Source organism: Bradyrhizobium sp. 191 (assembly GCF_023100985.1).
Lineage (GTDB): Bacteria > Pseudomonadota > Alphaproteobacteria > Rhizobiales > Xanthobacteraceae > Bradyrhizobium > Bradyrhizobium diversitatis.
This window is the reverse complement of the sequence record NZ_CP064692.1, coordinates 4,218,908-4,243,227: the sequence shown is the minus strand read 5'-3', so window position 1 is coordinate 4,243,227 and position 24,320 is coordinate 4,218,908. Positions and strand designations below refer to the sequence as shown.

Genomic DNA, 24,320 nt, shown 5'->3' with positions numbered 1-24,320 from the left:
CGGCTCAAGGTGTCGGCCGGAACTCAACCGCTACACGATCGGGAGCGGCCACACGCAAGCACAAATTGTGCCGAAGTCGCCTTTTTAGCGTAAAAGGGCCCAAATCACCGTAGTCTTACGGAGCAGAAAGTTAAGCACAGACCGGCTCCGGTTCCGCTAAACGAGTGCCATGGGGTCACCGAATGATACGGCCACTGATTCGCGGCCGTCGGAATGGGACGAAGGCGGCGCTGCGCCGGCTGAAGAGCCCGATTTCGTCCGCCTGAGCGCCGCCCGTGCCAAGGCGGCCGACGAAATGGCCGCGGCCATCGCCCGCGAGCTGAACGGCCCCCTGACTGCGCTCCTGCTCTACATGGGCGAGATCAAGCACCACAGCGATCAGCTCGTACCTGCTACGGGCGATCGTGCCTATTTGCAGCGGGTGGTGGAGAACGCGCTGGTACAGACCGAGCGCGTTTGCGGTCTGGTCAAGCAGCTCGCCGGCAAAGGCGGCTTGCCGATCCCGTCCGGCGCCGAGGAGGCACAATCGAAGGTCGCTCGCGCGCTGCAGCCACAGCGCGTGCCGAGCGCCGAGCTCGTCGGTCCGTCGGGTCAGAAGCGGCTGACCAAGCGCGAGCGCGAGGTGCTGAGGCTGATCAGCGAAGGCTATTCGAACAAGCAGGGCGCGCTTCACATGCAGATCAGTCCGCGCACCTTCGAGAGCCATCGCGCCGAGGCGATGCGCAAGCTCGGTGCGCGTAACACCGCGGATCTCGTCCGTGCGGCGCTGCTGCATTCGATCGACTGAGGCGGGCGTGCTGCGTCCCGGCTGGCGTTGCACCCGCGACATCTCTCGAGACGTTCGGAAACCCGTCCTGCTCAGAAATAGTCTTCGGCGAAGGGACGCGCGGGGGAGGCGCGACGCAGCGGCTTGATCTCTTCCTTCGGCGCGTTCGGAATGATCGTGATGGTCCAGCGCGGAGGCACACTCGATTCCTGCTCAAGCACCGAACGCACGAAGCCGGTCACGGTGGACTCGCCAGCCTTCACTGTCGCCATCCGGCCGTTGAACTGTGCGATGCGGAAGCGACGAACCTCTTTCTGGTCTGCCGTCTCGTACTTGAACATTGGAAACCCTCCTGGTTTTCCCGGGGACTATCGCCTCCTATGATTAGCCATCTATGAACATCCCAAACCGTAGAAGTACGGCGGGCTTCGCGTGGTCTTCGCCGGGGCGGAGTGGATACCGGTTCGCGCAAGGAAAAAGCGTCAATCGCATCGCGCTTCAGACCTGCGGCTCTTGCGCGCGCGCGGCGGCGTAGGCGGCATCCATCCGGTCCAGGAGCGCGCGGAATTCGGCCTCGCCGAGGCCCTCAGCGGTCTTCTCCAGCCGCAATGCCAGCGCAGCGAGCCTGACATAGCCGAACGTCCCGGCCGCGCTTTTGAGCGAATGCGCCTCGCGCGCGATCCGGGCGTGGTGCTGCGCAAGCGAGAGCGTGCGGAACAGTTGCAGGCGCGCGCGGGTCTCGCTCCAGAATACATCCCGCACCTCACGGGCAGCATCCTCGCCGATCTCGCGCACCAGCGCTTCGTACGCGCGCGGCTCGCGCACGGAGGCGGCATCGAGCGCGTTCTGCGCAGGCGCGACGGGTGCGTCAAACATGGGCTTGCCTGTCTCGATCATCGTGCGTTGTCGCGCGGCACGTGGCGGCGCGAGGTACGTCCCCCGTCTACGGCATCGGAATTTCAGTTCCGGTAGCAGGATGGCCGGTGTTTGCAGACCGGTATTAGCCGGCGGTTTACCAATCGCCCGCGGCGTTCAGCGTATGCCGAGCAGCCGGTCGTACTGGGCCTTCACCGTGGCGTAGCATGCGCACGCCGTCTGGCGCAGGCCGTCGATGTCGATGATCTGGATGTGTCCGCGGCTGTAGTGGATGAAATTGGCCTGTTGCAAGGAGTGGGCGACCAGCGACACGCTGTTGCGCCGCGCCCCGATCATCTGTGCCATGGTCTCCTGGGTCAGTAGCAGCCGGGAGCCGCCCGACAGATCATGAGTGTGCAACAGGCACCGCGACAGCCGCGCCTCCACGGGATGGGCGACGTTGCAGCCGGCGGTCTGCTGCACCTGGACGTAGACCGCAAGCCCGTGGCGCATGAGCAACGTGCGCAGGGTGCTGCTCTGGTCGGCGGCGATCCGCAGCGGGTCCAGGTCCACCACCGACGCGACGCCGGGAACCAGCACAAGCGCGGTGTTCAATACAGACGCCTCGCCCATGATCGAGAATGTGCCGAGCAGGCTGTCGCGGCCGATCATGGCGACTTGCACATGCTCGTCCCTGGCCAGTTCCACCACCAGCGAGATGACGCCGCGGTGGGGAAAATAGGCGCGCTTCAGTGTCTCGCCGGTCTCGGCCAGCACTGCGTCATGGGGCAGATCAACCGTTCGCAGGTGCGGACGGATCAATTCATAATCGTCCGCCGACAGCGCGGACAGGAAACCGTTGGGTGGACGCGCCATCGTTTCCAAAGCTGCCTCCGCTGTTCCTGCACCGTCGAGTCGCGACGCGCGAAATCACGGTCCTGCGCGGTAGGTTCAATCATGTACAGGCCGGGATATATTGGCAATTGAGACAGGTTGTCCGGCCGCGGCAATCGCTTCCTGCGGCGCTTCGCACTTGCAAAGCGGCGCGCTTGCGGCAGCGACTGGAAGGAAAGCTCCGATTTCAAGCATGGAGGCAGTTCCGGGGAACAGAACGACGCGCCCATCGGATGCCGTCGGCAAGTGCCCGTTCGTCGCTCAGTTGTAAGTCTGGCAGATATTAGGCCAAAGGTTGTGGCGCGGTCCAACAATTTTCAGATGATGATGGCAAGGCTGGCGAAGCCGGGCTGCACGTTCGAACACGACCAGCTCGATCTGATGATCATCGACATCGTCATGCCGCATTGCCCGCCAGAGCATCGTGGCGGCGGCATTGCCTCGGCTGCGCGGCGAGGTTAGCGCGGCACGAGTCGCTATCGCCGCAGAGTAAGAGTTCGTTTACCTCATGCGCGGGCCGCGCACGTCGCAGCAATACCACAAGGCGTAGGTCACGAGAGCATCGCCGCTTGCGACCGGCTCGGTCCAACCCCCCAACAGGCCGTCTGCAATGCTCTTCGCGAGCAGGACTTTCCCGCGCGCCTCGCCTCGCTGTTATCAGCCCGTTTACCTCGCACGCCGACTCCTTTGCGGCGTGGAGACGGATTTGCCGAAAAGCGCTGGGGCATGCGGTCGAACCGCAAACTTCTCTTCAATATCCGTAGTAGGACGGAGCATGAAATTAACGGGACTGTGAAAGGGGATGTCTAACGATCGAGGAGAGGGCGTCCGTCCGTGCCAAGGGTGGCCCGGGCGCCCAGTTTAAATCCAGGTCAGTAAGGCGTAGCTCATGGATGATCTGTTGCGGGAGTTTTTGACGGAGACCAGCGAGAGCCTGGACACCGTGGACAATCAGCTGGTGAAGTTCGAGCAGGAGCCGAACAACGCCAAGATCCTGGATAACATCTTCCGCCTGGTCCACACCATCAAGGGCACGTGCGGCTTCCTCGGGCTGCCGCGGCTGGAAGCGCTGGCGCATGCCGGCGAGACCTTGATGGGCAAGTTCCGCGACGGCATGCCGGTGACCGGGCAGGCGGTGACGGTGATCCTGTCCTCGATCGACCGCATCAAGGAGATCCTGGCGGGCCTGGAGGCGACCGAGGCCGAGCCCGAAGGCAACGACCGCGACCTCATCGACAAGCTGGAAGCGATGGTCGAGCAGGGCATGGCGGCAATGGCGGCCGGTTCAGCGCCCGTCACTGACGCTCCGCCGCTGGCGCCGGAGGCGCCGGTTGCCGCTGCGCCCGCGCCGGCAAAGGATCTGACCACGGGCACGCTGATCGAGCAGACGCTGGAGCGCCCGTTGCGCCCCGGCGAAGTCTCGCTCGACGAGCTCGAGCGCGCCTTCCGCGAGACCGCGATCGAAGCGCCGGCGCCCGCGCCGGCTGCCAAGGCTGAAGTAAAGGCCGAAGCCAAGGTTGAAGCAAAGCCTGAGCCCGCCCCCGAAGCGCCTGTCGCGGAAGCAAAACCCGCCAGGGAGAAGGCCGCGCCGAAGAAGTCGACGGCCGACGAGGGCGCCTCCGAGGGCGAGCGCATCGCCAACCAGTCGATCCGCGTCAACGTGGATACGCTGGAGCACCTGATGACCATGGTCTCCGAGCTGGTCTTGACCCGCAACCAGCTGCTGGAGATCTCGAGGCGCAACGAGGACACCGAGTTCAAGGTGCCGCTGCAGCGCCTGTCCAACGTCACCGCCGAGCTGCAGGAAGGCGTCATGAAGACGCGCATGCAGCCGATCGGCAATGCCTGGCAGAAGCTGCCCCGCATCGTCCGCGATCTCTCATCCGAACTCGGCAAGCAGATCGAGCTGGAGATGCACGGCGCCGACACCGAGCTCGACCGCCAGGTGCTCGACCTGATCAAGGACCCGCTCACCCACATGGTGCGCAACTCCGCCGATCATGGCCTCGAGACCCCCGCCGAGCGCCTCGCCAGCGGCAAGGGCGAGCAGGGCACCATTCGCCTGTCCGCCTATCACGAGGGCGGCCACATCATCATCTGCATCGCCGACAACGGCCGCGGCCTCAACACCGAGAAGATCAAGGCCAAGGCGATCTCCTCAGGTCTCGTCACCGAGGCCGAGCTTGAGAAGATGAGCGAAGCCCAGATCCACAAGTTCATCTTCGCGCCGGGCTTCTCGACCGCGGCCGCCATCACCTCGGTCTCGGGCCGCGGCGTCGGCATGGACGTGGTGCGCACCAATATCGACCAGATCGGCGGCACCATCGACATCAAGAGCGTGGCCGGCGAAGGCTCGAGCGTCACCATCAAGATCCCGCTGACGCTCGCCATCGTCTCGGCGCTGATCGTGGAAGCCGCCGGCGACCGCTTTGCGATCCCGCAGCTCTCGGTGGTCGAGCTGGTGCGCGCCCGCGCCAACTCCGAGCACCGCATCGAGCGCATCAAGGACACCGCGGTTCTTCGGCTGCGCAACAAGCTGCTGCCGCTGATCCACCTGAAGAAGCTGCTCAAGATCGACGACGGCGCGGCCTCGGATCCCGAGAACGGCTTCATCGTGGTGACCCAGGTCGGCAGCCAGACTTTTGGCATCGTGGTCGATGGTGTCTTCCATACGGAAGAGATCGTCGTGAAGCCGATGTCGACGAAACTGCGCCACATCGACATGTTCTCCGGCAACACCATCCTGGGCGATGGCGCGGTCATCATGATCATCGATCCCAACGGCATTGCGAAGGCGCTCGGCGCCGCCGGCTCCTCCGCCCATGACATGGGCGACGACGCGGCCGGCCATCACATCGGATCGGGCGAGCAGACCACCTCGCTGCTGGTGTTCCGCGCCGGCTCCTCCCAGCCCAAGGCGGTCCCGCTCGGGCTCGTCACCCGCCTGGAAGAGCTCCCCGCCGACAAGATCGAGTTCTCGAACGGCCGCTACATGGTGCAGTACCGCGAGCAGCTGATGCCGCTGGTGGCCATGGAAGGCGTCACCATCGCCAGCCAGGGCGTCCAGCCGATCCTGGTGTTCGCCGACGACGGCCGCTCCATGGGCCTCGTCGTCGACGAGATCATCGACATCGTCGAGGAGCGGCTCAACATCGAGGTCGGCGGTTCAAGTTCGGGCATCCTGGGCTCGGCCGTGATCAAGGGCCAGGCCACCGAGGTGATCGACGTCGGCCACTTCCTGCCCATGGCGTTCTCCGACTGGTTCACCCGCAAGGAGATGAAGCCGTCGATGCATTCGCAGGCGGTGCTGCTGGTCGACGACTCGGCCTTCTTCCGCAACATGCTGGCTCCGGTGCTCAAGGCCGCCGGCTACCGCGTCCGCACCGCGCCGACCGCGCAGGAGGGCTTGGCTGCGCTCCGCGCCCAGAGCTTCGACGTGGTGCTGACCGACATCGAGATGCCCGACATGAACGGGTTCGAGTTCGCCGAAGTGATCCGGTCCGACAACAACCTCGCCGCGACGCCGATCATCGGCCTGTCGGCGCTGGTGTCGCCGGCGGCGATCGAGCGCGGCCGCCAGGCCGGCTTCCACGACTATGTCGCCAAGTTCGACCGTCCCGGCCTGATCGCGGCGCTGAAGGAGCAGACCGCGGGCGCCGCCGGCGCTTCCGAGCTGAGCCGGGCCGCGGCGTAACCCAGGGGATCAGGAGATAGGCTTATGGCCAGCAACAAGACCCAGTCCAGCGAAGGCGCCATGGTCGAATACGTCACCGCGATGATCGGCGGCCAGCTGTTCGGCCTGCCGATCTCCCGCGTCCAGGACGTGTTCATGCCCGAGCGCGTCACCCGCGTTCCCCTGTCCTCGCGCGAGATCGCGGGCGTGTTGAACCTGCGCGGCCGCATCGTCACCGTGGTCGACATGCGCGCCCGTCTCGGCCTGCCCAAGGCCGAGGACGGCAAGACCCCGATGGCGGTCGGCGTCGACCTGCGCGGCGAATCCTATGGCCTGCTGATCGACCAGATCGGCGAGGTGCTGCGCCTGCCCGAGGACGGCAAGGAGGAGAACCCCGTCAACCTCGACCCCCGCATGGCCAAGCTCGCCGGCGGCGTCCACCGCCTCGACGGCCAGCTCATGGTCGTCCTCGACGTCGATCGCGTCCTCGAGCTCGCACCCGAAATGATGGCGGCCTGAACCAACGAAACCATCGAAGCCGGAGAACCAAAATGAAGACGTGTTTGGTGGTCGATGATTCCAGCGTGGTGCGCAAGATCGCGCGCCGGATTCTGGAAGGTCTGGAATTCGAAGTCACCGAGGCTGAGGACGGCGCGAAGGCGCTCGAGATCTGCCAGCGGCAGCTGCCCGACGCGGTGCTGCTCGACTGGAACATGCCCGTGATGGACGGCTTCGAGTTCATGGGCCACATGCGCCGTCTGCCCGGCGGCGACCAGCCCAAGGTGGTGTTCTGCACCACCGAGAACAACGTGGCTCATATCGCGCAGGCGCTCAGCGGTGGCGCCAACGAGTACATCATGAAGCCTTTCGACAAAGACATTATCGCCGACAAGTTCGCTGAAGTTGGTTTGATCCCGGTCGGACAAGCCATGGTCTGAGTGTGTCTGGCCCGAGTGCTTGGGCCAGAGTGTTCCAGTACAGCTTCCGAGAGGCCATCCGTGACCCCGACCGAGTATGAGTATCTGCGCAAGTTCCTAAAGGACAATTCCGGTCTCGACCTGTCCGCAGACAAGCAATATCTGATCGAGAGCCGCCTGCTGCCGCTCGCCCGCAAGACCGGGCTCTCCGGCATCGCCGAACTGGTGCAGAAGCTGCAAGCCGGCTCGCGTACGCTGATCACCGATGTGGTCGAGGCGATGACCACCAACGAGACCTTCTTCTTCCGCGACAAGGTCCCGTTCGATCATTTCCGCGACCACATCATGCCCGAGATCATCAAGGCGCGGGCCAACCGCCGCAGCGTGCGGATCTGGTGCGCCGCCGGCTCGACCGGGCAGGAGCCTTATTCGCTGGCGATGTGCCTGAAGGAGATGGGCGCGGCCCTCACCGGCTGGCGCATCGAGATCATCGCGACCGACCTGTCGCAGGAGGTGTTGGAAAAGGCGAGGGCCGGCATCTACAGCCAGTTCGAGGTGCAGCGCGGCCTGCCGATCCAGATGCTGGTCAAATATTTCAAGCAGACCGGCGAGACCTGGCAGATCAATCCCGAATTGCGGGCGATGATCCAGCACCGCCAGCTCAACCTGCTGCACGACTTTGCCCAGCTCGGCACCTTCGACGTCATCTTCTGCCGCAACGTGCTGATCTATTTCGACCAGGACACCAAGATCAACATCTTCAACCGGCTGGCGCGCCAGATCGAGCCGGACGGCTTCCTGGTGCTGGGCGCCGCCGAGACCGTGGTCGGACTGACCGATACGTTCCGGCCGATTCCGGAGCGGCGCGGCCTCTACAAGCCGAACGATCCGCGTGCGGCAGCAGCCAAGCCGGTTCTCGCCGCAGCGGCGCCGCGCATGGCGGCGGCGATGGCGGGGCAATGACATGGCCGACGATGGCAAGGGCGCGGAGCGCGTGACGTTCAGCCGCGGCTATGATGTCTGCATCATGGCCATCGACGGCACCTGGCGGCGGGACTGCAAGCTCAACGCAATCTCCGACACCGACGCCATCCTCACGGTGGAGGGCTCGATCCAGGGATTGAATCTGAAAGAGTTCTTCCTGCTGTTGTCGTCAACGGGCCTCGCCTACCGCCGCTGCGAGCTGGTCCGCGTCAACGGCGCCGAAATGGACATCCAGTTCCTGCGCGGCAAGAACAGGAAGAAGCGCGGTGCGGCCGGCGGCCATGACGCCGCGGCGTGACCTGGCCGCAGCGTGACCTGGCCGCAGCGTGACCTGGCCGCAGCGTGACCTGGCCGCAGCGCCGCCATTCCTTCAGGCACTTTGCTTCACATCTGCTGAACACATTCGAATCAATTGGCCGCAGCGGCTTTACATCGCCTAAGCGCGAGCCGTGTATCCATTGAGGGTCTCAATCTCAGGATACGGAAATGCCCAGAAGTTCTCTTTCCCCCGTCTCGTCAAACCTGCCGGATGTCGCCGAGCGGCGTGCGCTTCAGCTCCTGGTGGTCGACGACGACGCCACGCAGCGCCACCTGATCGCGGTCGCCGCCAAGCAGGCCGGCCACGAAGTCACCGTGGCGCCATCGGTGACGGACGCGATCGAGAAGCTCCGCGCCGCGCGCTTTGACTGCGTGACGCTCGACCTCGTGCTGGAGGACGGCGACGGCATCGACGTGCTGCGCGAGATGGCGAGCGCGAAGTTTGCGGGCTCCGTGATCGTCATCAGCGGCATGGACGGCAAACGCCGCAGCGCCGCCCGCAGCTTTGCCCGCTCCGTCGGGATCGAGCTGCAGAGCCTGCCGAAGCCGCTGGATCTCGCGGCCCTGCGCATCAGCCTCGCCAACCTCGGCAAGATCGCGATGGGCTTGCCCGCGATCCACACCTGGGGTGGTGTCGCCAACGACGCGATCGTGGAACGGCACCGCGCCTGACGCGCGGAGCTGCCATGCAAGCGGCTGCGGCGGTTCCGCCGCGCTGATTGCGGCTCAGGCCGGCCTGCCGGATTCCGACAATTGCTGCAGGGCGTGGTCGAGCCCCGCCCGGCAGGCAATGAGCGTGGCGCCCGCGGCGGCGTAACGGGGCGTGACGTCGTCGAGCACGAAAATCTCATTGGAACCCGCGATAGCGCTCGCGTGCCCCGCTGCGTCTTCCTCCGCCATGACTGCGTCGATCAGGCGCAGACTGATGTCGATGCGCGCGATCAGAGAGCGAAGATCGGCTGCGATCAACTGACGGCTGTCAGTTGTAGGCGTAGCGACAAGCGGGGCCGTGCCGGCGAAATTTAGCATGGATAATCTCCGTGTCCCGCAATTAGGCACCCTGCCGCTACTTGTGCGTTAAGTCCATGTCCCGTACAAATACGGGTGGGCCGAATCCGCGCCGAGCGCCATAAGGGTTGGCGCGGACGCGAGTCCTTCATGCCAACCGGATGTGGCACATGGCCGAACAAAGTTCTCGCGGTGAAATCTTCGTGGTGGACGACGACCCTGCCGTTCGCGACACCTTGTCGATGGTGTTGAAGGCGGCGGGCTATGACGTGATCTGTTTTGCGGACGGAGCAGCACTGCTTTCGGTCGCGCGAAGCCGCACACCGGCTGCGATTCTGCTCGACGTGCATATTCCCGGAAAGTCGGGTCTCGACATCCTGAAGGAGTTGCACGGCGAGGACTATCCGGCGCCGATCTTCATGATCTCCGGTCAGGGCGACATCGCGATGGCGGTCGGCGCGATCAAGAGCGGCGCCCTCGACTTCATCGAGAAGCCGTTCCGCGGCAGCGAAATCGTCGGCCGGCTCGACGAGGCGATCGGCGCCTATGCACGCAGGCAGGCGCAGAATGCAGCGCCGAAGTTCGGCTCGCTGCATTTCCCCGGACGCGAGCCGTTGACGCGCAGGGAGCGCGAGGTGCTGGAGCAGTTCGCCTCCGGTGCATCCAACAAGGAAGCCGGCCGCACGCTCGGCATCAGCCCGCGCACGATCGAGGACCATCGCGCCAACATCATGAAGAAGCTCGGCGCACGCAATGCCGCCGATCTGATCCGCATCGTGATGACCGCGGCCCAGCGCGCGTCATAGCAAGCTCTTGTAGCCCGGGTGAGCGAAGCGATACCCGGGACCGCTGCTGCAAAGTCCCGGATATCGCTTTGCTCATCCGGGCTACGCAGCCTCAAGTGCTCAGCGCCTTGCGGATGATCCGCGCCAGATCCGATTTGCGATAGGGCTTGGCCAGCAACATCACACCCGAATCCAGCCGGCCGTGATGGATGATCGCGTTCTCGGTATAGCCTGACGTGTAGACCACCTTGAGATCCGGGCGCGTCTTCATCAGTTCGTCGGCGAGCTGCCGTCCGTTCATCTTGCCGGGCATGATGACGTCGGTGAACAGAAGGTCGAACGGCTTTCCGCTGGCGACGATCGCGAGCGCCTCCGCGGCGTTCGCAGCTTGCAAGGTGACGTAACCCAGCGAATGCAGTTGCGCCAGTACGTAGTCCCGCACCAGCCGGTCGTCCTCGACCACCAGGATCGTCTCGTGTCCGCCCTCGATCGTCGCCGGCGTCACGCCCTCGCCGACCGCTGCCGCCGTCGTCCCGGGCGGCAGGTACATCTTGATCGTGGTGCCGTGGCCCTCCTCGCTGTAGATCTTGATGTGACCTGCGGACTGCTTGATGAAGCCGTAGACCATCGAAAGCCCGAGTCCGGTGCCCTTGCCCGGTCCTTTCGAGGTGAAGAAGGGGTCGAACACTCTGGGCAACATGCTCGCAGGGATGCCGGTGCCGGTGTCGCTCACGGCGATCAGCACGTAATGCCCCGGCGGCACATCGTTCGCACTGGCATAGACCTCGTCGAGATAGGCGGCGCCGGTCTCCAGGATCAGCTTGCCGCCGCTGGGCATGGCGTCACGAGCATTGAGCGCGAGGTTGAGGATCGCGGTGGTGAGCTGGTTGGGATCGACGATCGCGACGCAATTCTCGCCCTCGAACACCGATTCGATCTGGATCTGCTCGCCCAGCGTCGGACGCAACAGTTTTGCGGTGTCGACGATCAGCGAGTTGATGTCGATCTCGCGCGGCTGGAGCGGCTGCTTGCGCGCGAAGGCGAGCAGGTGCTGGGTCAGATCGGCGCCGCGCGCGGCGGCCTCGTCGATCATCTTGGTGATGGCCGCGAGCTGCGGTTCCTTCGCGACCGCCTCCGCGAGAATCTCGATCGTCCCGGTGATGACGGTGAGAATGTTGTTGAAGTCATGCGCCACGCCGCCGGTAAGCTGGCCGACAGCCTCCATTTTCTCGGCATGACGGATGCGTTCCTCGGCGGCGACCTTGTCGGTGAGGTCGCGGCAGAACACGTTGAACAGCAGGCCCTCGCGCCGCTTCAGGGCGGTGACGCTCAGCTCGGCCCTGAATTCCTTGCCGTCGCGGCGGCGGCACATGAGCTCGCGGCGGCGGTTCAGCGTCCTGCCGTCCTCATCATCGAGGAAGCGCCTCAGTCCCGCCCTGACCCTCTCGCGCTCGCTCTCGGCGACGATCAGATCGCTCGCGCTCTTGCCGAGCACCTCGTCACGGCGCCAGCCGAAGAGCTGTTCGGCCTGCGAATTCCAGCTCAGGACGCTGCCGGTCTCGTCGGTCTGGACGAAGGCGTCGAGCGAGGTCTCGACGATGTTGCGGGCGAGCCGTTCACTCTCGCGCAGCGATTCCTGCGCGAGCCGTGCTTCTGTCATGTCGCGACCGACGAAGAAAAATCGATGCGCCGGCTCGGACCAGTTGCCGAGCCAGGACAGCCAGACTTCGTGGCCGTTCTTGTGGAAGCAGCGGGTGTCGGCGAGCTTTGGACGCTCGCCGTGCCGCAAGGCGCGCATCTCGGCGCGCGACTGCTCCAGATGATCGGGATGAATGAAATCGGCGCCGCTGCGGCCGCTCATCTCGTCCGGCCGGTAGCCGAGAATGGCTTCGCTGCTCGGGCTGATCTGCGCGATATGACCCCGCGCATCCATGATCATGATCAGATCCTGCGATGTCTCGAAGATCTGTCGCCGCTCCTCGAGCTGGTGCTGCAGCGCCCGCTCGGCGCGCCGCGCCTCGGTCAGGCTGCTCGCGCTCCCGGAGACGCCGACGATCTCGCCGGATGGCCCCCTGATCGGCGAGAGGCTGAGCGAGATTTCGACCGGCGTGCCGTCCTTGCGCAGGCGCACGGTCTCGAACCGCTCGATCGGCTCGCCCCGCGCGATCCGCTGCAAATAGTCCTTGCCATGCGCGCGACGGTCGGGCGGGACAATGATCGACGTGGGCTTGCCGATCGCCTCATCCGCCGAATAGCCATAGAGACGTTCGGCGGCCGGGTTCCAGCCCGTGATGACCGCATCGAGCGTCTGCATCACGATCGCATCGTCGGACGATTCCACCGCGGCGCTGAACAGCCTCTCGCGCGCCGCGTGATGGCTTCGCGCAGCCTCGGTGCGGCGATGCTCCTCGATCTCGCGCTCGAGAGCGGCCGTTTTCGCACGGGTCTCCTCGATCATCCGGGCAAAGGCCCGCGCCAGTACGCCGGTCTCGCCGCCGGCGTCGACGGGAATCTCCGCTGGACGTCCGCTGCCGATCGCCTGCACCGCCGCGGTGAGGCGCCCGATCGGGCGTGTCAATGAGCGCGCCAGCAGCACCGCGAGCGCGGCTGCGGCGAGAACGGCCAGCACGCCGACGAGCAGGGACGTTCTCTGGATGGCAGCCGGCACGCGGCCGAAGACGGACGAGGGAACGGTCACGATGATGGCGACCCATTCCTTGTTCGCAAGCAGTGCCGGCGCGATGGCCGCGCCGCTCGGCCGGCCCAACTCATCGGTTGTGACCCGCGTGGCTACGTCCGACGTGCCGGCCAGGGCCGAGAAGAATGGAAAGTCATTGCGCCAATTGGTGGGATGGCCGCGCGATGAGCCGAATTCCTGTGTGCGGTCGGGATGGACGAGATAGTCGCCGCGCGAATTCACGACGTAGAGCTCTCCTCCCGAACTCCTGGTCGAGCGGATGCGGTCGAGCGCCGGGCGCATGTCGATATTGGCGACGATGATGCCGAACGGCCTGTTGTCCGGCGTGAACAGGGGCGTCGCGACGCGAAGAGTCGGAACGTGCGGCTCCGTGGTCCCGCCCCGCCGCGTGGCGAGCTCGACGGGCGAAACATAGATCTCGCCCGGCGCCAGCCGTATCGTTTCCTGGAAATAGGTTCGCTCGCCCTTGCCCTCCAGTTCGCCGTCGGGGGCGATCCGGGCCGTTTCGCCCGGGCCGGTGCGATCGACGCGGACCAGTTCGCGCTGGTCGTTGTCGACACTGATGATCCGGAACTGCCCATAGATGGGCTTGGCGTCGATCTCGGCCGCGAGCCGCGTCGCGATACGCTCGCGCCAGGTTTGCTCCGAGACGCCATCGACGGGGTCGGTTCCGCCACCGGTGTGAGCGCGGATGAGGCCGTTGATTGCTGCTGCGGCGCGGTAGCCGATCAGATCGCCGCGCACGCCGGCAACGTAGGATTCGAGATTGGCTGCCAGCAGGCGCGACTGGGCTTCGACCCGCTCCAGGACCCGCGGAATGACGGCCTGTGTGGTGTTGCGATAGCCCAGCCATCCGACCGCGGCCACGGTCACCGCCACCAGCAGGATCATCGCGATGGCCAGCCGCGTTGCCAGCGTCGTTGCCAGTCTCATGGGGATTTTCGCCGGGCTTGCCGTACCGCGTCCGTTCTGGCCCGGAGCACAGGAGGTGTTCTGGTCATCTGCAGCCATCGCCGGCGACTGTCACGTGATGACCAGCCCGTTCCAGCAGCCGGATGGTGATCTCCAAGGCCGGATCGTCATCCACGATCAGGATGTTGGCCACGTCTGAAATCCTCCGGGTCAATGGGGAAGTCCCCGGCGACCATCAAAGCCATCAAAAACATGAAATTGTTGCGCGGATTCTCGTCTGTCGGCAAGCACTTCGGAGCCTCTCCGGCCTGAGGTGCCGATTTTTTGCCCCAACCGTCCCTATGCCCGCCCAAGTGCATGGCAGAGGTTCGCTCTCAGCCCGCCCAGCGCCTTGCCGGGCATGGAGGGCCTGTGAGAAGAGCAGGGCCAATCCTTCGGACGGACAAGGAATAAAATGACCAACAAGAAGAAGTCGCCCGACCAGCTCCGCAGCGCGCGCTGGTTCGCGCCCGACGATCTGCGCTCGTTCGGCCACCGCTCCCGCGCCATGCAGATGGGCTATGCCCCCGAGGAGTGGAAGGACCGCCCGATCATCGCGATCCTCAACACCTGGTCGGACGCGCAGCCCTGTCACATGCACTTCAAGTCGCGCGTCGACGACGTCAAGCGCGGTATCCTGATGGCCGGCGGCCTGCCGCTGGAGCTGCCGGCGCTGTCGCTGTCGGAATCGCTGCTCAAGCCCACCACGATGCTCTATCGCAATCTGCTGGCGATGGACGCCGAGGAACTGCTGCGCAGCCATCCCGTCGACGGCGTGGTGCTGATGGGCGGTTGCGACAAGACCACGCCGGCGCTGCTGCTGGGGGCGACCTCGATGAATATCCCGGCGATCTATTTGCCGGCCGGTCCCATGCTGCGCGGCAACTGGAAGGGCAAGACGCTCGGCTCCGGCTCGGACGGCTGGAAATATTGGGACGAGCGCCGCGCCGGCAAGATCTCCGACAAGGACTGGCTCGACATCGAAGCCGGCATCGCCCGCAGCTACGGCACCTGCATGACCATGGGCACGGCCTCGACCATGACCGCGATTGCCGAGGCGATCGGCATGACGCTGCCCGGCGCCTCCTCGATTCCGGCGGCCGATGCCAACCACATCCGCATGGCCTCCGAATGCGGCCGCCGCATCGTCGAGATGGTGTGGGAGGACCTGACGCCGAAGGTGATCCAGACCCGCAAGGCGTTCGAGAACGCGATCGCGGTTGCCATGGCGATGGGCTGCTCCACCAATGCGATCATCCATCTGATCGCGCAGGCCCGCCGCGCCGGCCTGGACATTGGCCTCGACGATTTCGAGACCGCGAGCCGCAAGGTGCCCGTCATCGCCAATGTCCGTCCAAGCGGCGATACCTATCTGATGGAGGACTTCTTCTATGCCGGCGGCCTGCCGGCGCTGATGAGCCAGATCAGGCCGCATCTGCATCTCGACTGCATCACGGTCACCGGCAAGACGCTTGGTGAGAACATCGAGGGCGCCGAGGTCCACGATGCCGACGTGATTCGCTCCATCGACAATCCCATCTACAAGGAGGGCGCGCTCGCCGTGCTCAAGGGCAATCTCGCCCCCGACGGCTGCGTCATCAAGCCGAGCGCCTGCGCGCCGCGCTTCCTCAAGCATACGGGGCCGGCGCTGGTGTTCGACGACTATGCCTCGATGAAGAAGGCGGTCGAGGATCCCAACCTCGACGTCACCGAGGACCACATCCTGATCCTGCGCAATGCGGGACCGCAAGGCGGGCCGGGCATGCCGGAATGGGGCATGCTGCCGATCCCGACCAAGCTCGTGAAGCAGGGCGTGCGCGACATGGTGCGCATCTCGGATGCGCGCATGAGCGGCACCAGCTACGGCGCCTGCATCCTTCACGTTTCGCCGGAATCCTACATCGGCGGTCCGCTGGCGCTGGTGCAGAACGGCGACCGCATCACGCTCGACGTCGCCGCGCGCACGATCAATCTGGACGTTCCCGAAGCAGAGCTCGCCAAGCGCCGCGCCGCCTGGAAGCAGCCCGAGCGCCGCTTCGAGCGCGGCTATGGCTGGATGTTCACAAAGCACATCAAGCAGGCCAATGACGGCTGCGATTTCGATTTCCTCGAGACCGATTTCGGCGCGCCGATCGGCGAGCCGTCGATTTATTAATGACCCTGTCATTCCGGGGCATCGCGAAGCGATGAGCCCGGAATCCATAACCACAATCGTGAGTATGGATTCCGGGCCTGCGCCTTCGGCGCATCCCGGAATGACGAAGGAGAGAGTGAGAGAATGACCAAACTCAGCGAAGCCACCCGCAACAAGCTCAAATCCGTCTCCACCGCCACGGTCGCCACCGCCCTGTTCAAGCGCGGCCTGCGCATCCAGATGATCCAGGATGTGCACCCCGTCGGCCCCGATCAGCCGACCATGGTCGGCGAAGCCTTCACGCTGCGCTACATGCCGGCGCGCGAGGATCTCAACACGATCGACGTGTTCAAGGACCGCTCGCATCCGCAGCGCAAGGCCGTGGAAGATTGCCCTCCGGGCGCCGTGCTGGTGATGGACAGCCGCAAGGACGCCCGCGCGGCATCGGCAGGCGCGATCCTGGTCACGCGATTGATGAAACGCGGCGTCGCCGGCGTCGTCACCGACGGCGGCTTTCGCGATTCCGCTGAAATTGCAAAACTCGGTTTTCCCGCCTTCCACCACCGCCCCTCGGCGCCGACCAACCTCACGCTGCACCAGGCGATCGAGATCAACGTCCCGATCGGGTGCGGCGACGCACCGGTGTTCCCCGGCGATATCATCCTTGGCGATGCCGACGGTGTCATCGTGATCCCGGCGCATCTCGTGGATGAGATCGCCAACGAGACCTTCGAAATGACAGCGTTCGAGGACTTCGTCACCGAGGAAGTCGGCAAGGGCCGCGGCATCTTTGGTCTTTACCCCGCCACGGATCCGCAGACGCTGACCGACTTCGCGGAATGGCGGAAGAAGAACGGGAGGTAATGCGGCCCGAAGAATGCACGACATTCTCCGATGTCGTCCCGGACAAGCGAAGCACCCCCAGGGCGAAGTTTGGCGAAGACCAGCAGTAACAGTTCTTCGCCGGTACTGCTATCGGCACTCCCTCGATAAATCACGCGGTATGGGTCCCGGATCTGCGCTCCGCTTCGCTGCGCTTGTCCGGGACGACAGCGGTGGGTGTACTTACACCCCGGCCTCCGCCATTCCGGCCGCCCACAGCGCGAACGCATAGACGATTGCGACTTCATCCAGCCGGTCGAATCGTCCCGAGGCGCCGCCGTGGCCGGCGCCCATGTTGGTGCGCAGCAGCACCGGGCCGCCGCCCGTCATGGTGGCGCGCAGGCGCGCGATCCATTTCGCGGGCTCCCAGTAAGTGACGCGCGGATCGGTCAGGCCGCCCATGGCCAGGATCGCCGGATAGTCCTTCGCCGCGACGTTGTCATAAGGCGAGTAGGACAGGATGGTGCGAAAATCCTTCTCGCTTTCGATCGGGTTGCCCCATTCCGGCCATTCCGGCGGCGTCAGCGGCAGCGTGTCGTCGAGCATGGTGTTGAGCACGTCGACGAACGGCACTTCGGCGACGATGCCGGCGAACAATTCGCCGGCGCGGTTGGCGACCGCGCCCATCAGCATGCCCCCGGCCGAGCCGCCATGGCCAATGATGCGCCTGGCGCTGGTGTATTTCGCATCGACCAGTGCACGGGCGCTGGCGGCGAAATCATCGAACGAGTTGGTCTTCTTCTCGCGCTTGCCGTCGAGATACCAGCCCCAGCCCTTGTCGGCGCCGCCGCGGATATGGGCGATGGCGTAGACGAAACCGCGATCGACCAGCGACAGGCGGTTGGCGTTGAACGAGGCCGGCATCGCCATGCCGTAGGAGCCGTAGCCGTAGAGCAGGAGCGGCGCCGAGCCGTCCAGCTTCAGCCCGCGGCGATGCAGGATCGAGACCGGTACCTCGGCGCCGTCATGCGCCTTCGCCATGATGCGCGTGGTGACGTAGTCGGCGGGATCGTGGCCGGACGGAATCTCCTGGCGCTTGCGCAGGGTGCGCGTGCGCCGGGCCATGTCGTAGTCGTAGACTTCCGACGGCGTCGTCATCGACGAATAGGCAAAGCGCAGATTCGTCGTCTCGAATTCGTAGGAGCCCATCGTGTCGAGCGAATAGGCGGCCTCGTCAAACGCGATCGCGTGCTCTTCCTTCGTCGAGAGATCGCGGATCATGATCGACGGCAGCGCATTGGCGCGCTCGAGCCGGACCAGATGGCCGGCATAGAGATCGAGGTCGATGATGTAGATGCCGGGACGATAGGGAATCAGGTCGCGCCAGTTCTTGCGCTCGGGCTGGCTAAGCGGCGCCGTGACGATCTTGAAGTCGATGGCGTCGTCGGCATTGGTGAGAATGAAGAGCTCGTCGCCGCGGTCGGCGAGGGAATATTGCACGCCCTCCTCGCGCGCCGCGACCAGGCGCGGCGGTGCCTCGGGATTGGCGAGGTCGATCAGCCGCTGCTCGCTGGTCTCGTGGTCGCCACCCGCGATCACGCAGAAGCGGCCGCTGGTGCTCTCGTGCAGATGGGTGAACCAGCCGGCATCCTGCTCCTCATAGACCAGCGTGTCGTCGGCCTGCCCAGTGCCGAGCCTGTGCCGCCAGACCTGCATCGGCCGGTGATTGTCGTCGAGCTTGACGTAGAAGAAGCTCTTGCAGTCCGCGGCCCACACCACGCCGCCGTCGGTCTCCTCGACGACATCGTCGAGGTCCTTGCCGCTCGCCCAGTCACGCACGCGGATCGCGAAATATTCCGAGCCCTTGGTGTCCGCGCTCCAGGCCTGCAGCCTGTGATCGTGCGAGTGCCGGCTGCCGCCGAACTTGAAATATTTGTGGTCCTTGGCGAGCGCGTCGCCGTCGAGCACGATATGGCCCTCGCCGCCATCGCGCGGCATGCGGCCGAACAGCTCGTGCTGCCCGCCTTCGCGAAACCGGCGGAAATAGGCGAAGGGGCCGTCGGGCGAGGGCACGCTCGAATCGTCCTCCTTGATCCGCCCGCGCATCTCGCGCACCAGCGCCTTCTGCAGGCTAGCTGTGTGGCCGAGCAGGCTCTCGGTGTAGGCGTTCTCTTCGTCCAGATATTTGCGGATATCAGGGTCGAGCACCGCAGGGTTACGCAGCACCTCCTGCCATTTCGCGTCCTTCAGCCAGGCATAGTCGTCGGTCACGGTGATGCCGTGCCGCATGAAGGAATGCGGCCGGCGCGGGGCGACGGGGGGCTTCGAAGGCGTCTTGGCTTGGGTCACTCGGTCCTCGTTCGTGTCCGTACGTCGCTGCTCTTCGCCTCTCCCCGCTTGCGGGGAGAGGCCGGGATTTGCGGCAGCAAATTCCGGGTGAGGGGGACTCTCCGCGAATCCAACTCTCACCAGTCTTGCGGAGACTCACCCTCACCCCAAGCCTCTCCCCGCAAGCGGGGAGAGGGGGAAGAGGGCAACTCGCTGCGTTCCCTTATATCGTCCCGATTCCGCGAATTGCCAGCGCCGCTGCGCCGAGCCTGCCGGGTTGTTGACCGGCCCCTTGTATGCTTTGAGGGACGATATCCCCGCCGCCGCCGGTCCAGCCAGATGCTGTTCAATTCCTATGCCTTCATCCTGCTGTTCCTGCCGGTTGTGCTGGCCGGCTATTTCCGGCTCGGCCGGCGCAGCAATCTCGCCCCGGTGATCTGGCTGGCGCTGGCTTCGATCACCTTCTACGCCATCGGCAGCTGGCAGTTCGTGGCCCTGTTGCTGGTATCGATCGCGTTCAACTATGGTGTCGGCCATCTCCTCATCGTGGCGGAGCTCACCCCGTCACGGCGCCGGGCCGCGCTCGCTGTTGGCGTCGTCGGCGATCTCCTCGTGCTCGGCATCTTCAAATATGCCGGCTTTGCCGCTGAGAACATCAACGCGCTGCTCGGCACGCATGTTGCGGTCCACACCCTGCTGCCGGTCGGCATCTCCTTCTATACGTTCACCCAGATCGCGTTCCTGGTCGACGCCTATCGCGGCCAGGTCGCGGCCTATGCGCTGCCGCATTACACGCTGTTCGTGACCTATTTCCCGCACCTGATCGCGGGACCGATCCTCCATCACAAGGACATGATCCCGCAATTCGAGCAGGAGGAATCAAAGCATCCGGACGGGCATCTGATCCTGTGCGGAATCATCATCTTCGCCATCGGCCTGTTCAAGAAGACTTGGCTGGCCGACGGCATCCAGCCGCTGGTCGCGCTCGCTTTCGAGGCGCGCTCGCCGAGCTTCGACCAGGCCTGGCTCGGCGCGCTCGCCTACACCTTCCAGCTCTATTTCGACTTCTCTGGCTATTCCGACATGGCGATCGGGATCTCGCTGATGTTCGGCATCTTCCTGCCCGTGAACTTCAACTCGCCCTACAAGGCGACCAGCATCGTCGAGTTCTGGCGCCGCTGGCACATGACGCTGTCGCAGTTCCTGCGCGACTATCTCTACATCCCGCTCGGCGGCAATCGCAGGGGTCGCGTGCCGCGCTATGCGAACCTGATGACCACGATGCTGCTCGGCGGGCTCTGGCACGGCGCGGCCTGGACGTTCGTGGCGTGGGGCACGCTGCACGGCGTCTATCTCTGTCTCAATCATGCCTTCAACGCGCTGGTGCCGGATCTCCCGTCGTCGCTGGCGCGCCCGGCCCGCATCGCCGGAGCGGTTCTGACCTTTCTTGCCGTCGTCGTCGCCTGGGTGTTCTTCCGCGCCGAGAGCGTCGCATGGGCGCTACGCATCCTCGGCGCCATGGCCGACCCCGCCGACATCGTCTTCGGCCGCGAGGAGATTGCGGCGCTGGTGCTGGTGTCGGTCTACGCGGCGCTGGTGTGGCTGACGCCGAACACGCAGGCGATCATGGGCTACGATCACGGCAACCGCAGCGTCGGCGCGGCCTTGCTGGCGGGGCGCATGCGGCCGCTGTTTCTCTATGGCGCGTCGCTGGTGCTCGCGTTCGGCATTTTGGGCATCCAGAGCCACAGCGAGTTCATTTATTTCCGGTTCTGATGCGCGCACCGTTCACCAATGTGAGACGTCTTCTCCTCGCGAGCATCGTGTGTGCGCTGGCGGCGGCTGCGCTGACCTTCGTCGTAGACCCCCTGCAACTGTTTCGTCCCTCGCGCCTCATGGCGGCCTTCTACTCCGACGACACGCGCGTGCAGAATGCCGGGCTGATCCGCAGCCAGTCGTTCGACACCGCCTTCATGGGCACCTCGCTCGCGATCCATTTTCGCCAGAGCGAGATCGATCGCGTGCTTGGCGTCCATTCGCTCAAGCTGGCGATGACCGGCTCCAATTCGCGCCAGCAGGCCTTCGTGCTGGCGCAGGCGATCGACCGCGGCGCAAGGCGGGTGATCTGGGAGATGGACGACTTCATCTTCGTCGATGCCGCCGACATCGAGGCAGATCCCTATCTCTCCGTCGACCTCTATCGCGGAACGGCCAAGGGCATCGCGTCCTATCTGTTCAGCGCGGCGATGGCGAAGGAATCGCTGTTCGTGCTGGCACGGTCGATGCCGCCGCTGCGGGAGCCGCTGACCCGGGCGGCGCCGTTTCTCCCGGTCAAGTTCGCGCTGTCCGACGTCGATGACATCTACGCGCTGCCGCGGGATTTCGACGTCGCGCGCGGCTACAACGCGACGAGGACGCTCGCGGCCTTCGCCCACATCACCGATCCCGTTCGCCGCCGCTTCCTCGGCGAAGGCTACGGCTACGACGCGATGGTCCGGCATTTCGAGCAGGATGCCGTCGGCCTGATCACGCGCCACCCCGGCGTGACCTTCGACATCTACTTCCCGCCTTATTCGATCCTGCAATTCGTCGCCATGCGCGATGCCTCGCCCGAGACGCTGAAGATCGTCACCGATCTCACGACGGTCGCTGCACGGCGCCTGACGCAGCTTCCCAACGTGCGCCTGCATGATTTCCGCGCGATCAAAGCGGTGACGCACGATCTCGATAATTACAGCGACGTCATCCACCATTCGCCGGTGGTGGACGCGATGGTGCTGAGGTGGCTGGCGAGTGGGCAGTACCGGGTGGACTCGAAGACGCCGACCGCGTCGCTGGATCAGTTGAAGGCGCAGGTCGAAGCGTATCGCCTCGAGCGCTGATCTTCCCCTCTCCCCTTGTGGGAGAGGGTGGCTCGCCGCGTAGCGGCGAGACGGGTGAGGGTATCTATCCGCGCGCAAAACTCTCGCGATGAGATTCGCGGAGAGATACCCCTCATCCGGCGCTTCGCGCCACCTTCTCCCACAAGGGGAGAAGGGAGAAGAGCGAGGCGTTCGCAGGGACGACAGCGGAGTTTGGCTCCAGTTACACCGCCACCTCTTCACCCAGATAGGCGACCGCCGCCTCCAGTCCGCCCTTGCCATGCGGGATCTTCAGCGCGTTCAGGCCGATCTCGATCACCCCGAGCGTGCCGAGCAGCATCGGCGCATTCACATGGCCCATATGGGCGATGCGGAAGGCTTGTCCCGAGAGGTCGCCGATGCCGGTGCCGAGCACGACGCCGCACTTGTCCTTGCAATAGCGTTGCAGCACGGCCGGGTCGTGGCCGTTGCTCATGGTCACCGTGGTCACGGTGTTGGAGCGCTCGTTCGCTTCGGCCACGTTGAAGCCAAGCACCTGGCCTTCCGACCATACGGCGACCGCGCGGCGCGCGGCTTCGGCGAGCAGGCTATGGCGGCGGAAGGCGTTCTCCAGACCTTCCTCGTGCAACAGGTCGATCGCCCGGCGCAGCGCGAACAACAGATGCACCGGCGCGGTGCCGGCATATTTACGATAGTTCTCGGTGCCCTCGCGCTCGCTCCAGCTCCAATAGGGCGTCGACATGTTGGCCTTCTTCTGCACCTCGAGCGCGCGCGCATTGGCGGCGACGAAGCCAAGGCCGGGCGGCGTCATCAGGCCCTTCTGCGAACCGGACATCGCGACGTCGATGCCCCATTTGTCCATCTCGAACGGCATGCAGCCGAGCGAGGCGACGGTGTCGACCATGTACAGCGCGGGATGGCCGCTGGCCTTGATCGCCTTGCCGATCGCCTCGATGTCGTTCTGCACGCCCGAGGCGGTGTCGACCTGGACCACGACGACCGCCTTGATCGTGTGCTCCTTGTCGCGGCGCAGGCGCTCCTCGACCTCGTGCGGCCGCACCGCGCGGCGCCAGTCGCCCTTGAGCACCTCGACCTCGGCGCCCATCAGCGCCGCCGCATTGCCCCAGCCGATCGCAAAGCGCCCACTTTCCAGCACCAGCACCTTGTCGCCGCGCGACAGCACGTTGCTCAGCGCCGCTTCCCAGGCGCCGTGACCGTTGGCGATGTAGATGTAGGACTTGCCCTTGGTCGCAAACAGCTTCGAGATGTCGCTGAGCAGGCTCTCGGTCAGGTCGAGCATCTCCTTGGAGTAGATGTCGATCGCCGGACGATGCATCGCCCGCAGCACCTCGTCGGGCATCGTGGTGGGCCCGGGGATGGCCAGAAATTCCCGGCCCGCGCGAACGGTCATTGCTGTTGGTCCTTGTTGCTTGAGAACAGGCTGATTGGTCGCTGATTCATGCTTTTACGCGCCGCCGGGTCTTGAGAAAAGCACGTAAAATGCAGGGCTGGGTTATCGCTTCGTCTCCCGGCACCCGGCCGCTTCGGCTTCCTCCACCGAGCAGAACCAGCGAGTGCCCTTGCTGATCTTCATCTTGATCTGGGTGTACCAGCGGCTGGTCGGCTGGTGAAAGATGCACTCGCCGGCGCTGTTCACATTGCCCTTGATGGTGCAGTCCGGCGAGGGCGCGACCGGCCCCGAGGCCGAGGCGAGCAGCACCGCATGCGCGCCGTCGGGCGGCTTGGTGGCGCCCAGGATGGTCGTCTTCTTGTTGCGCACGCGCCAGTCCCAGGGCGCGATGAAGGCGCCCTGCCACATCCCGGCCTTGGCCTCGCGCGCGGCCTTCTCATCCGCCTCATAGTCGTGGGACATGCGGGTGTAGGCCAGTGCCCAGCCGTTGCGCACCAGCCATTTCTGGATGTCCTCGCCGCCGACCTCGCAGCGCGCCACGGTCCGGCCGCGCCGGTCGATAGACCTCGTGTGGCAGGCCCAGCTCTTGCCCTCGGCGTATTTGGCAAGCTCGTCGCGAGCGGCGACGCCGCAGGTCCAGCGCTCGGTCCTGGTGTTGAGGCAGAGCTGGTCGACCGCAGGCGCGTCGATCCCGCCGAGCCGGATCCGCGTGTTCCCGATCACCACGGCATCGCCCGCGCGCACTTTTGCGATGCCGGTGATGTCGGCGGCGTGCGCGAGCGAGGGAGCGAGGAAAGCCAGCGCAATCAGGAATCTTCGCAACATGCCGGTCCGGGTGTGATGAACATCTCGATAGAGCGCGCGATTGTGGTCGGCTTTTGGCCGCCCGGCCAGCTTATGCCTCACGGATGGGCT

General features: G+C 65.1%; 21 protein-coding genes and 1 pseudogene. 13 read left to right on the top strand and 9 right to left on the bottom strand.

All coding sequences use genetic code 11. The features are described from left to right. The first annotated feature begins 169 nt into the window (after positions 1-169). Positions 170-787, top strand: coding sequence for a helix-turn-helix transcriptional regulator (locus IVB23_RS19705; RefSeq protein WP_247799741.1), 618 nt, complete (start codon positions 170-172; stop codon positions 785-787). A gap of 71 nt (positions 788-858) precedes the next feature. Here IVB23_RS19705 and IVB23_RS19700 read toward each other — a convergent pair whose 3' ends face one another. From IVB23_RS19700 to IVB23_RS19690, 3 genes are all read right to left on the bottom strand, one after another. Then, positions 859-1,107: a hypothetical protein gene (locus IVB23_RS19700; RefSeq protein WP_061880238.1), complete on the bottom strand. Its 249-nt coding sequence runs from the start codon at positions 1,105-1,107 to the stop codon at positions 859-861. A 157-nt stretch (positions 1,108-1,264) separates the two neighbouring features. Beyond that, a complete protein-coding gene (locus tag IVB23_RS19695; RefSeq protein ID WP_247799740.1) occupies positions 1,265-1,642 on the bottom strand; it encodes an Hpt domain-containing protein in 378 nt (125 codons plus the stop codon). A 156-nt stretch (positions 1,643-1,798) separates the two neighbouring features. Next, positions 1,799-2,497, bottom strand: coding sequence for a Crp/Fnr family transcriptional regulator (locus IVB23_RS19690; protein ID WP_247804937.1), 699 nt, complete (start codon positions 2,495-2,497; stop codon positions 1,799-1,801). Between the two features lie 117 nt (positions 2,498-2,614). Between IVB23_RS19690 and IVB23_RS19685 the strand changes: the two genes are divergently transcribed. From IVB23_RS19685 to IVB23_RS19655, 7 genes are all read left to right on the top strand, one after another. Then, positions 2,615-2,977 (top strand): hypothetical protein, encoded by a 363-nt coding sequence (locus IVB23_RS19685; RefSeq protein WP_197488724.1) that lies wholly within the window; start codon positions 2,615-2,617, stop codon positions 2,975-2,977. A gap of 427 nt (positions 2,978-3,404) precedes the next feature. Next, complete coding sequence (locus IVB23_RS19680; protein WP_247799739.1) at positions 3,405-6,209, top strand: hybrid sensor histidine kinase/response regulator; 2,805 nt, start codon at positions 3,405-3,407, stop codon at positions 6,207-6,209. Between the two features lie 24 nt (positions 6,210-6,233). Next, positions 6,234-6,707, top strand: coding sequence for a chemotaxis protein CheW (locus tag IVB23_RS19675; RefSeq protein ID WP_061877059.1), 474 nt, complete (start codon positions 6,234-6,236; stop codon positions 6,705-6,707). 32 nt (positions 6,708-6,739) lie between these two features. Further along, complete coding sequence (locus IVB23_RS19670) at positions 6,740-7,126, top strand: response regulator (RefSeq protein ID WP_028181013.1); 387 nt, start codon at positions 6,740-6,742, stop codon at positions 7,124-7,126. A gap of 60 nt (positions 7,127-7,186) precedes the next feature. After that, on the top strand, positions 7,187-8,068 hold the full coding sequence (locus IVB23_RS19665; RefSeq protein ID WP_061880292.1) for a protein-glutamate O-methyltransferase CheR: 882 nt from the start codon (positions 7,187-7,189) through the stop codon (positions 8,066-8,068). Position 8,069: 1 nt separating this feature from the next. Next, positions 8,070-8,387, top strand: a complete 318-nt coding sequence (locus IVB23_RS19660; protein ID WP_028181011.1) for a hypothetical protein — start codon at positions 8,070-8,072, stop codon at positions 8,385-8,387. Positions 8,388-8,575: 188 nt separating this feature from the next. Beyond that, complete coding sequence (locus IVB23_RS19655; RefSeq protein ID WP_028181010.1) at positions 8,576-9,079, top strand: response regulator; 504 nt, start codon at positions 8,576-8,578, stop codon at positions 9,077-9,079. A 54-nt stretch (positions 9,080-9,133) separates the two neighbouring features. Here the strand turns inward: IVB23_RS19655 and IVB23_RS19650 are convergent, their stop codons facing one another. After that, entirely contained in the window at positions 9,134-9,436 is a 303-nt protein-coding gene (locus tag IVB23_RS19650; protein ID WP_197969327.1) for a hypothetical protein, read from the bottom strand. A 149-nt stretch (positions 9,437-9,585) separates the two neighbouring features. On the opposite strand from IVB23_RS19650, the gene IVB23_RS19645 reads away from it, so the two are divergent. Next, complete coding sequence (locus IVB23_RS19645) at positions 9,586-10,221, top strand: response regulator (RefSeq protein WP_061880295.1); 636 nt, start codon at positions 9,586-9,588, stop codon at positions 10,219-10,221. 91 nt (positions 10,222-10,312) lie between these two features. Here the strand turns inward: IVB23_RS19645 and IVB23_RS19640 are convergent, their stop codons facing one another. Continuing rightward, positions 10,313-13,831, bottom strand: a complete 3,519-nt coding sequence (locus IVB23_RS19640) for a PAS domain S-box protein (protein WP_247799738.1) — start codon at positions 13,829-13,831, stop codon at positions 10,313-10,315. Between the two features lie 73 nt (positions 13,832-13,904). Further along, positions 13,905-14,003 (bottom strand): annotated as a pseudogene (locus IVB23_RS19635) (response regulator); the annotation flags it as partial. Between the two features lie 261 nt (positions 14,004-14,264). Here IVB23_RS19635 and araD point away from each other — a divergent pair. Both araD and IVB23_RS19625 read left to right on the top strand, forming a co-directional pair. Continuing rightward, positions 14,265-16,004: an L-arabinonate dehydratase gene (gene araD, locus IVB23_RS19630; protein ID WP_247799737.1), complete on the top strand. Its 1,740-nt coding sequence runs from the start codon at positions 14,265-14,267 to the stop codon at positions 16,002-16,004. A gap of 123 nt (positions 16,005-16,127) precedes the next feature. After that, on the top strand, positions 16,128-16,847 hold the full coding sequence (locus tag IVB23_RS19625) for a ribonuclease activity regulator RraA (RefSeq protein WP_197969324.1): 720 nt from the start codon (positions 16,128-16,130) through the stop codon (positions 16,845-16,847). Positions 16,848-17,048: 201 nt separating this feature from the next. Here the strand turns inward: IVB23_RS19625 and IVB23_RS19620 are convergent, their stop codons facing one another. Continuing rightward, positions 17,049-19,154 carry a S9 family peptidase gene (locus IVB23_RS19620; protein ID WP_247799736.1) on the bottom strand — a complete coding sequence of 702 codons (2,106 nt, stop codon included), beginning with the start codon at positions 19,152-19,154 and terminating at the stop codon, positions 17,049-17,051. Between the two features lie 318 nt (positions 19,155-19,472). Between IVB23_RS19620 and IVB23_RS19615 the strand changes: the two genes are divergently transcribed. Together IVB23_RS19615 and IVB23_RS19610 are read left to right on the top strand one after the other, a co-directional pair. Beyond that, positions 19,473-20,909: an MBOAT family protein gene (locus IVB23_RS19615; protein ID WP_247799735.1), complete on the top strand. Its 1,437-nt coding sequence runs from the start codon at positions 19,473-19,475 to the stop codon at positions 20,907-20,909. Further along, entirely contained in the window at positions 20,909-22,015 is a 1,107-nt protein-coding gene (locus tag IVB23_RS19610) for a hypothetical protein (protein ID WP_247799734.1), read from the top strand. Before IVB23_RS19615 ends, IVB23_RS19610 begins: the two co-directional genes overlap by 1 nt. A gap of 202 nt (positions 22,016-22,217) precedes the next feature. On the opposite strand, the gene IVB23_RS19605 is transcribed toward IVB23_RS19610, so the two are convergent. Next, positions 22,218-23,405 (bottom strand): aminotransferase class V-fold PLP-dependent enzyme, encoded by a 1,188-nt coding sequence (locus IVB23_RS19605; RefSeq protein ID WP_061880302.1) that lies wholly within the window; start codon positions 23,403-23,405, stop codon positions 22,218-22,220. Positions 23,406-23,507: 102 nt separating this feature from the next. Then, complete coding sequence (locus IVB23_RS19600; RefSeq protein ID WP_061880303.1) at positions 23,508-24,230, bottom strand: thermonuclease family protein; 723 nt, start codon at positions 24,228-24,230, stop codon at positions 23,508-23,510. Positions 24,231-24,320 lie beyond the last annotated feature (90 nt).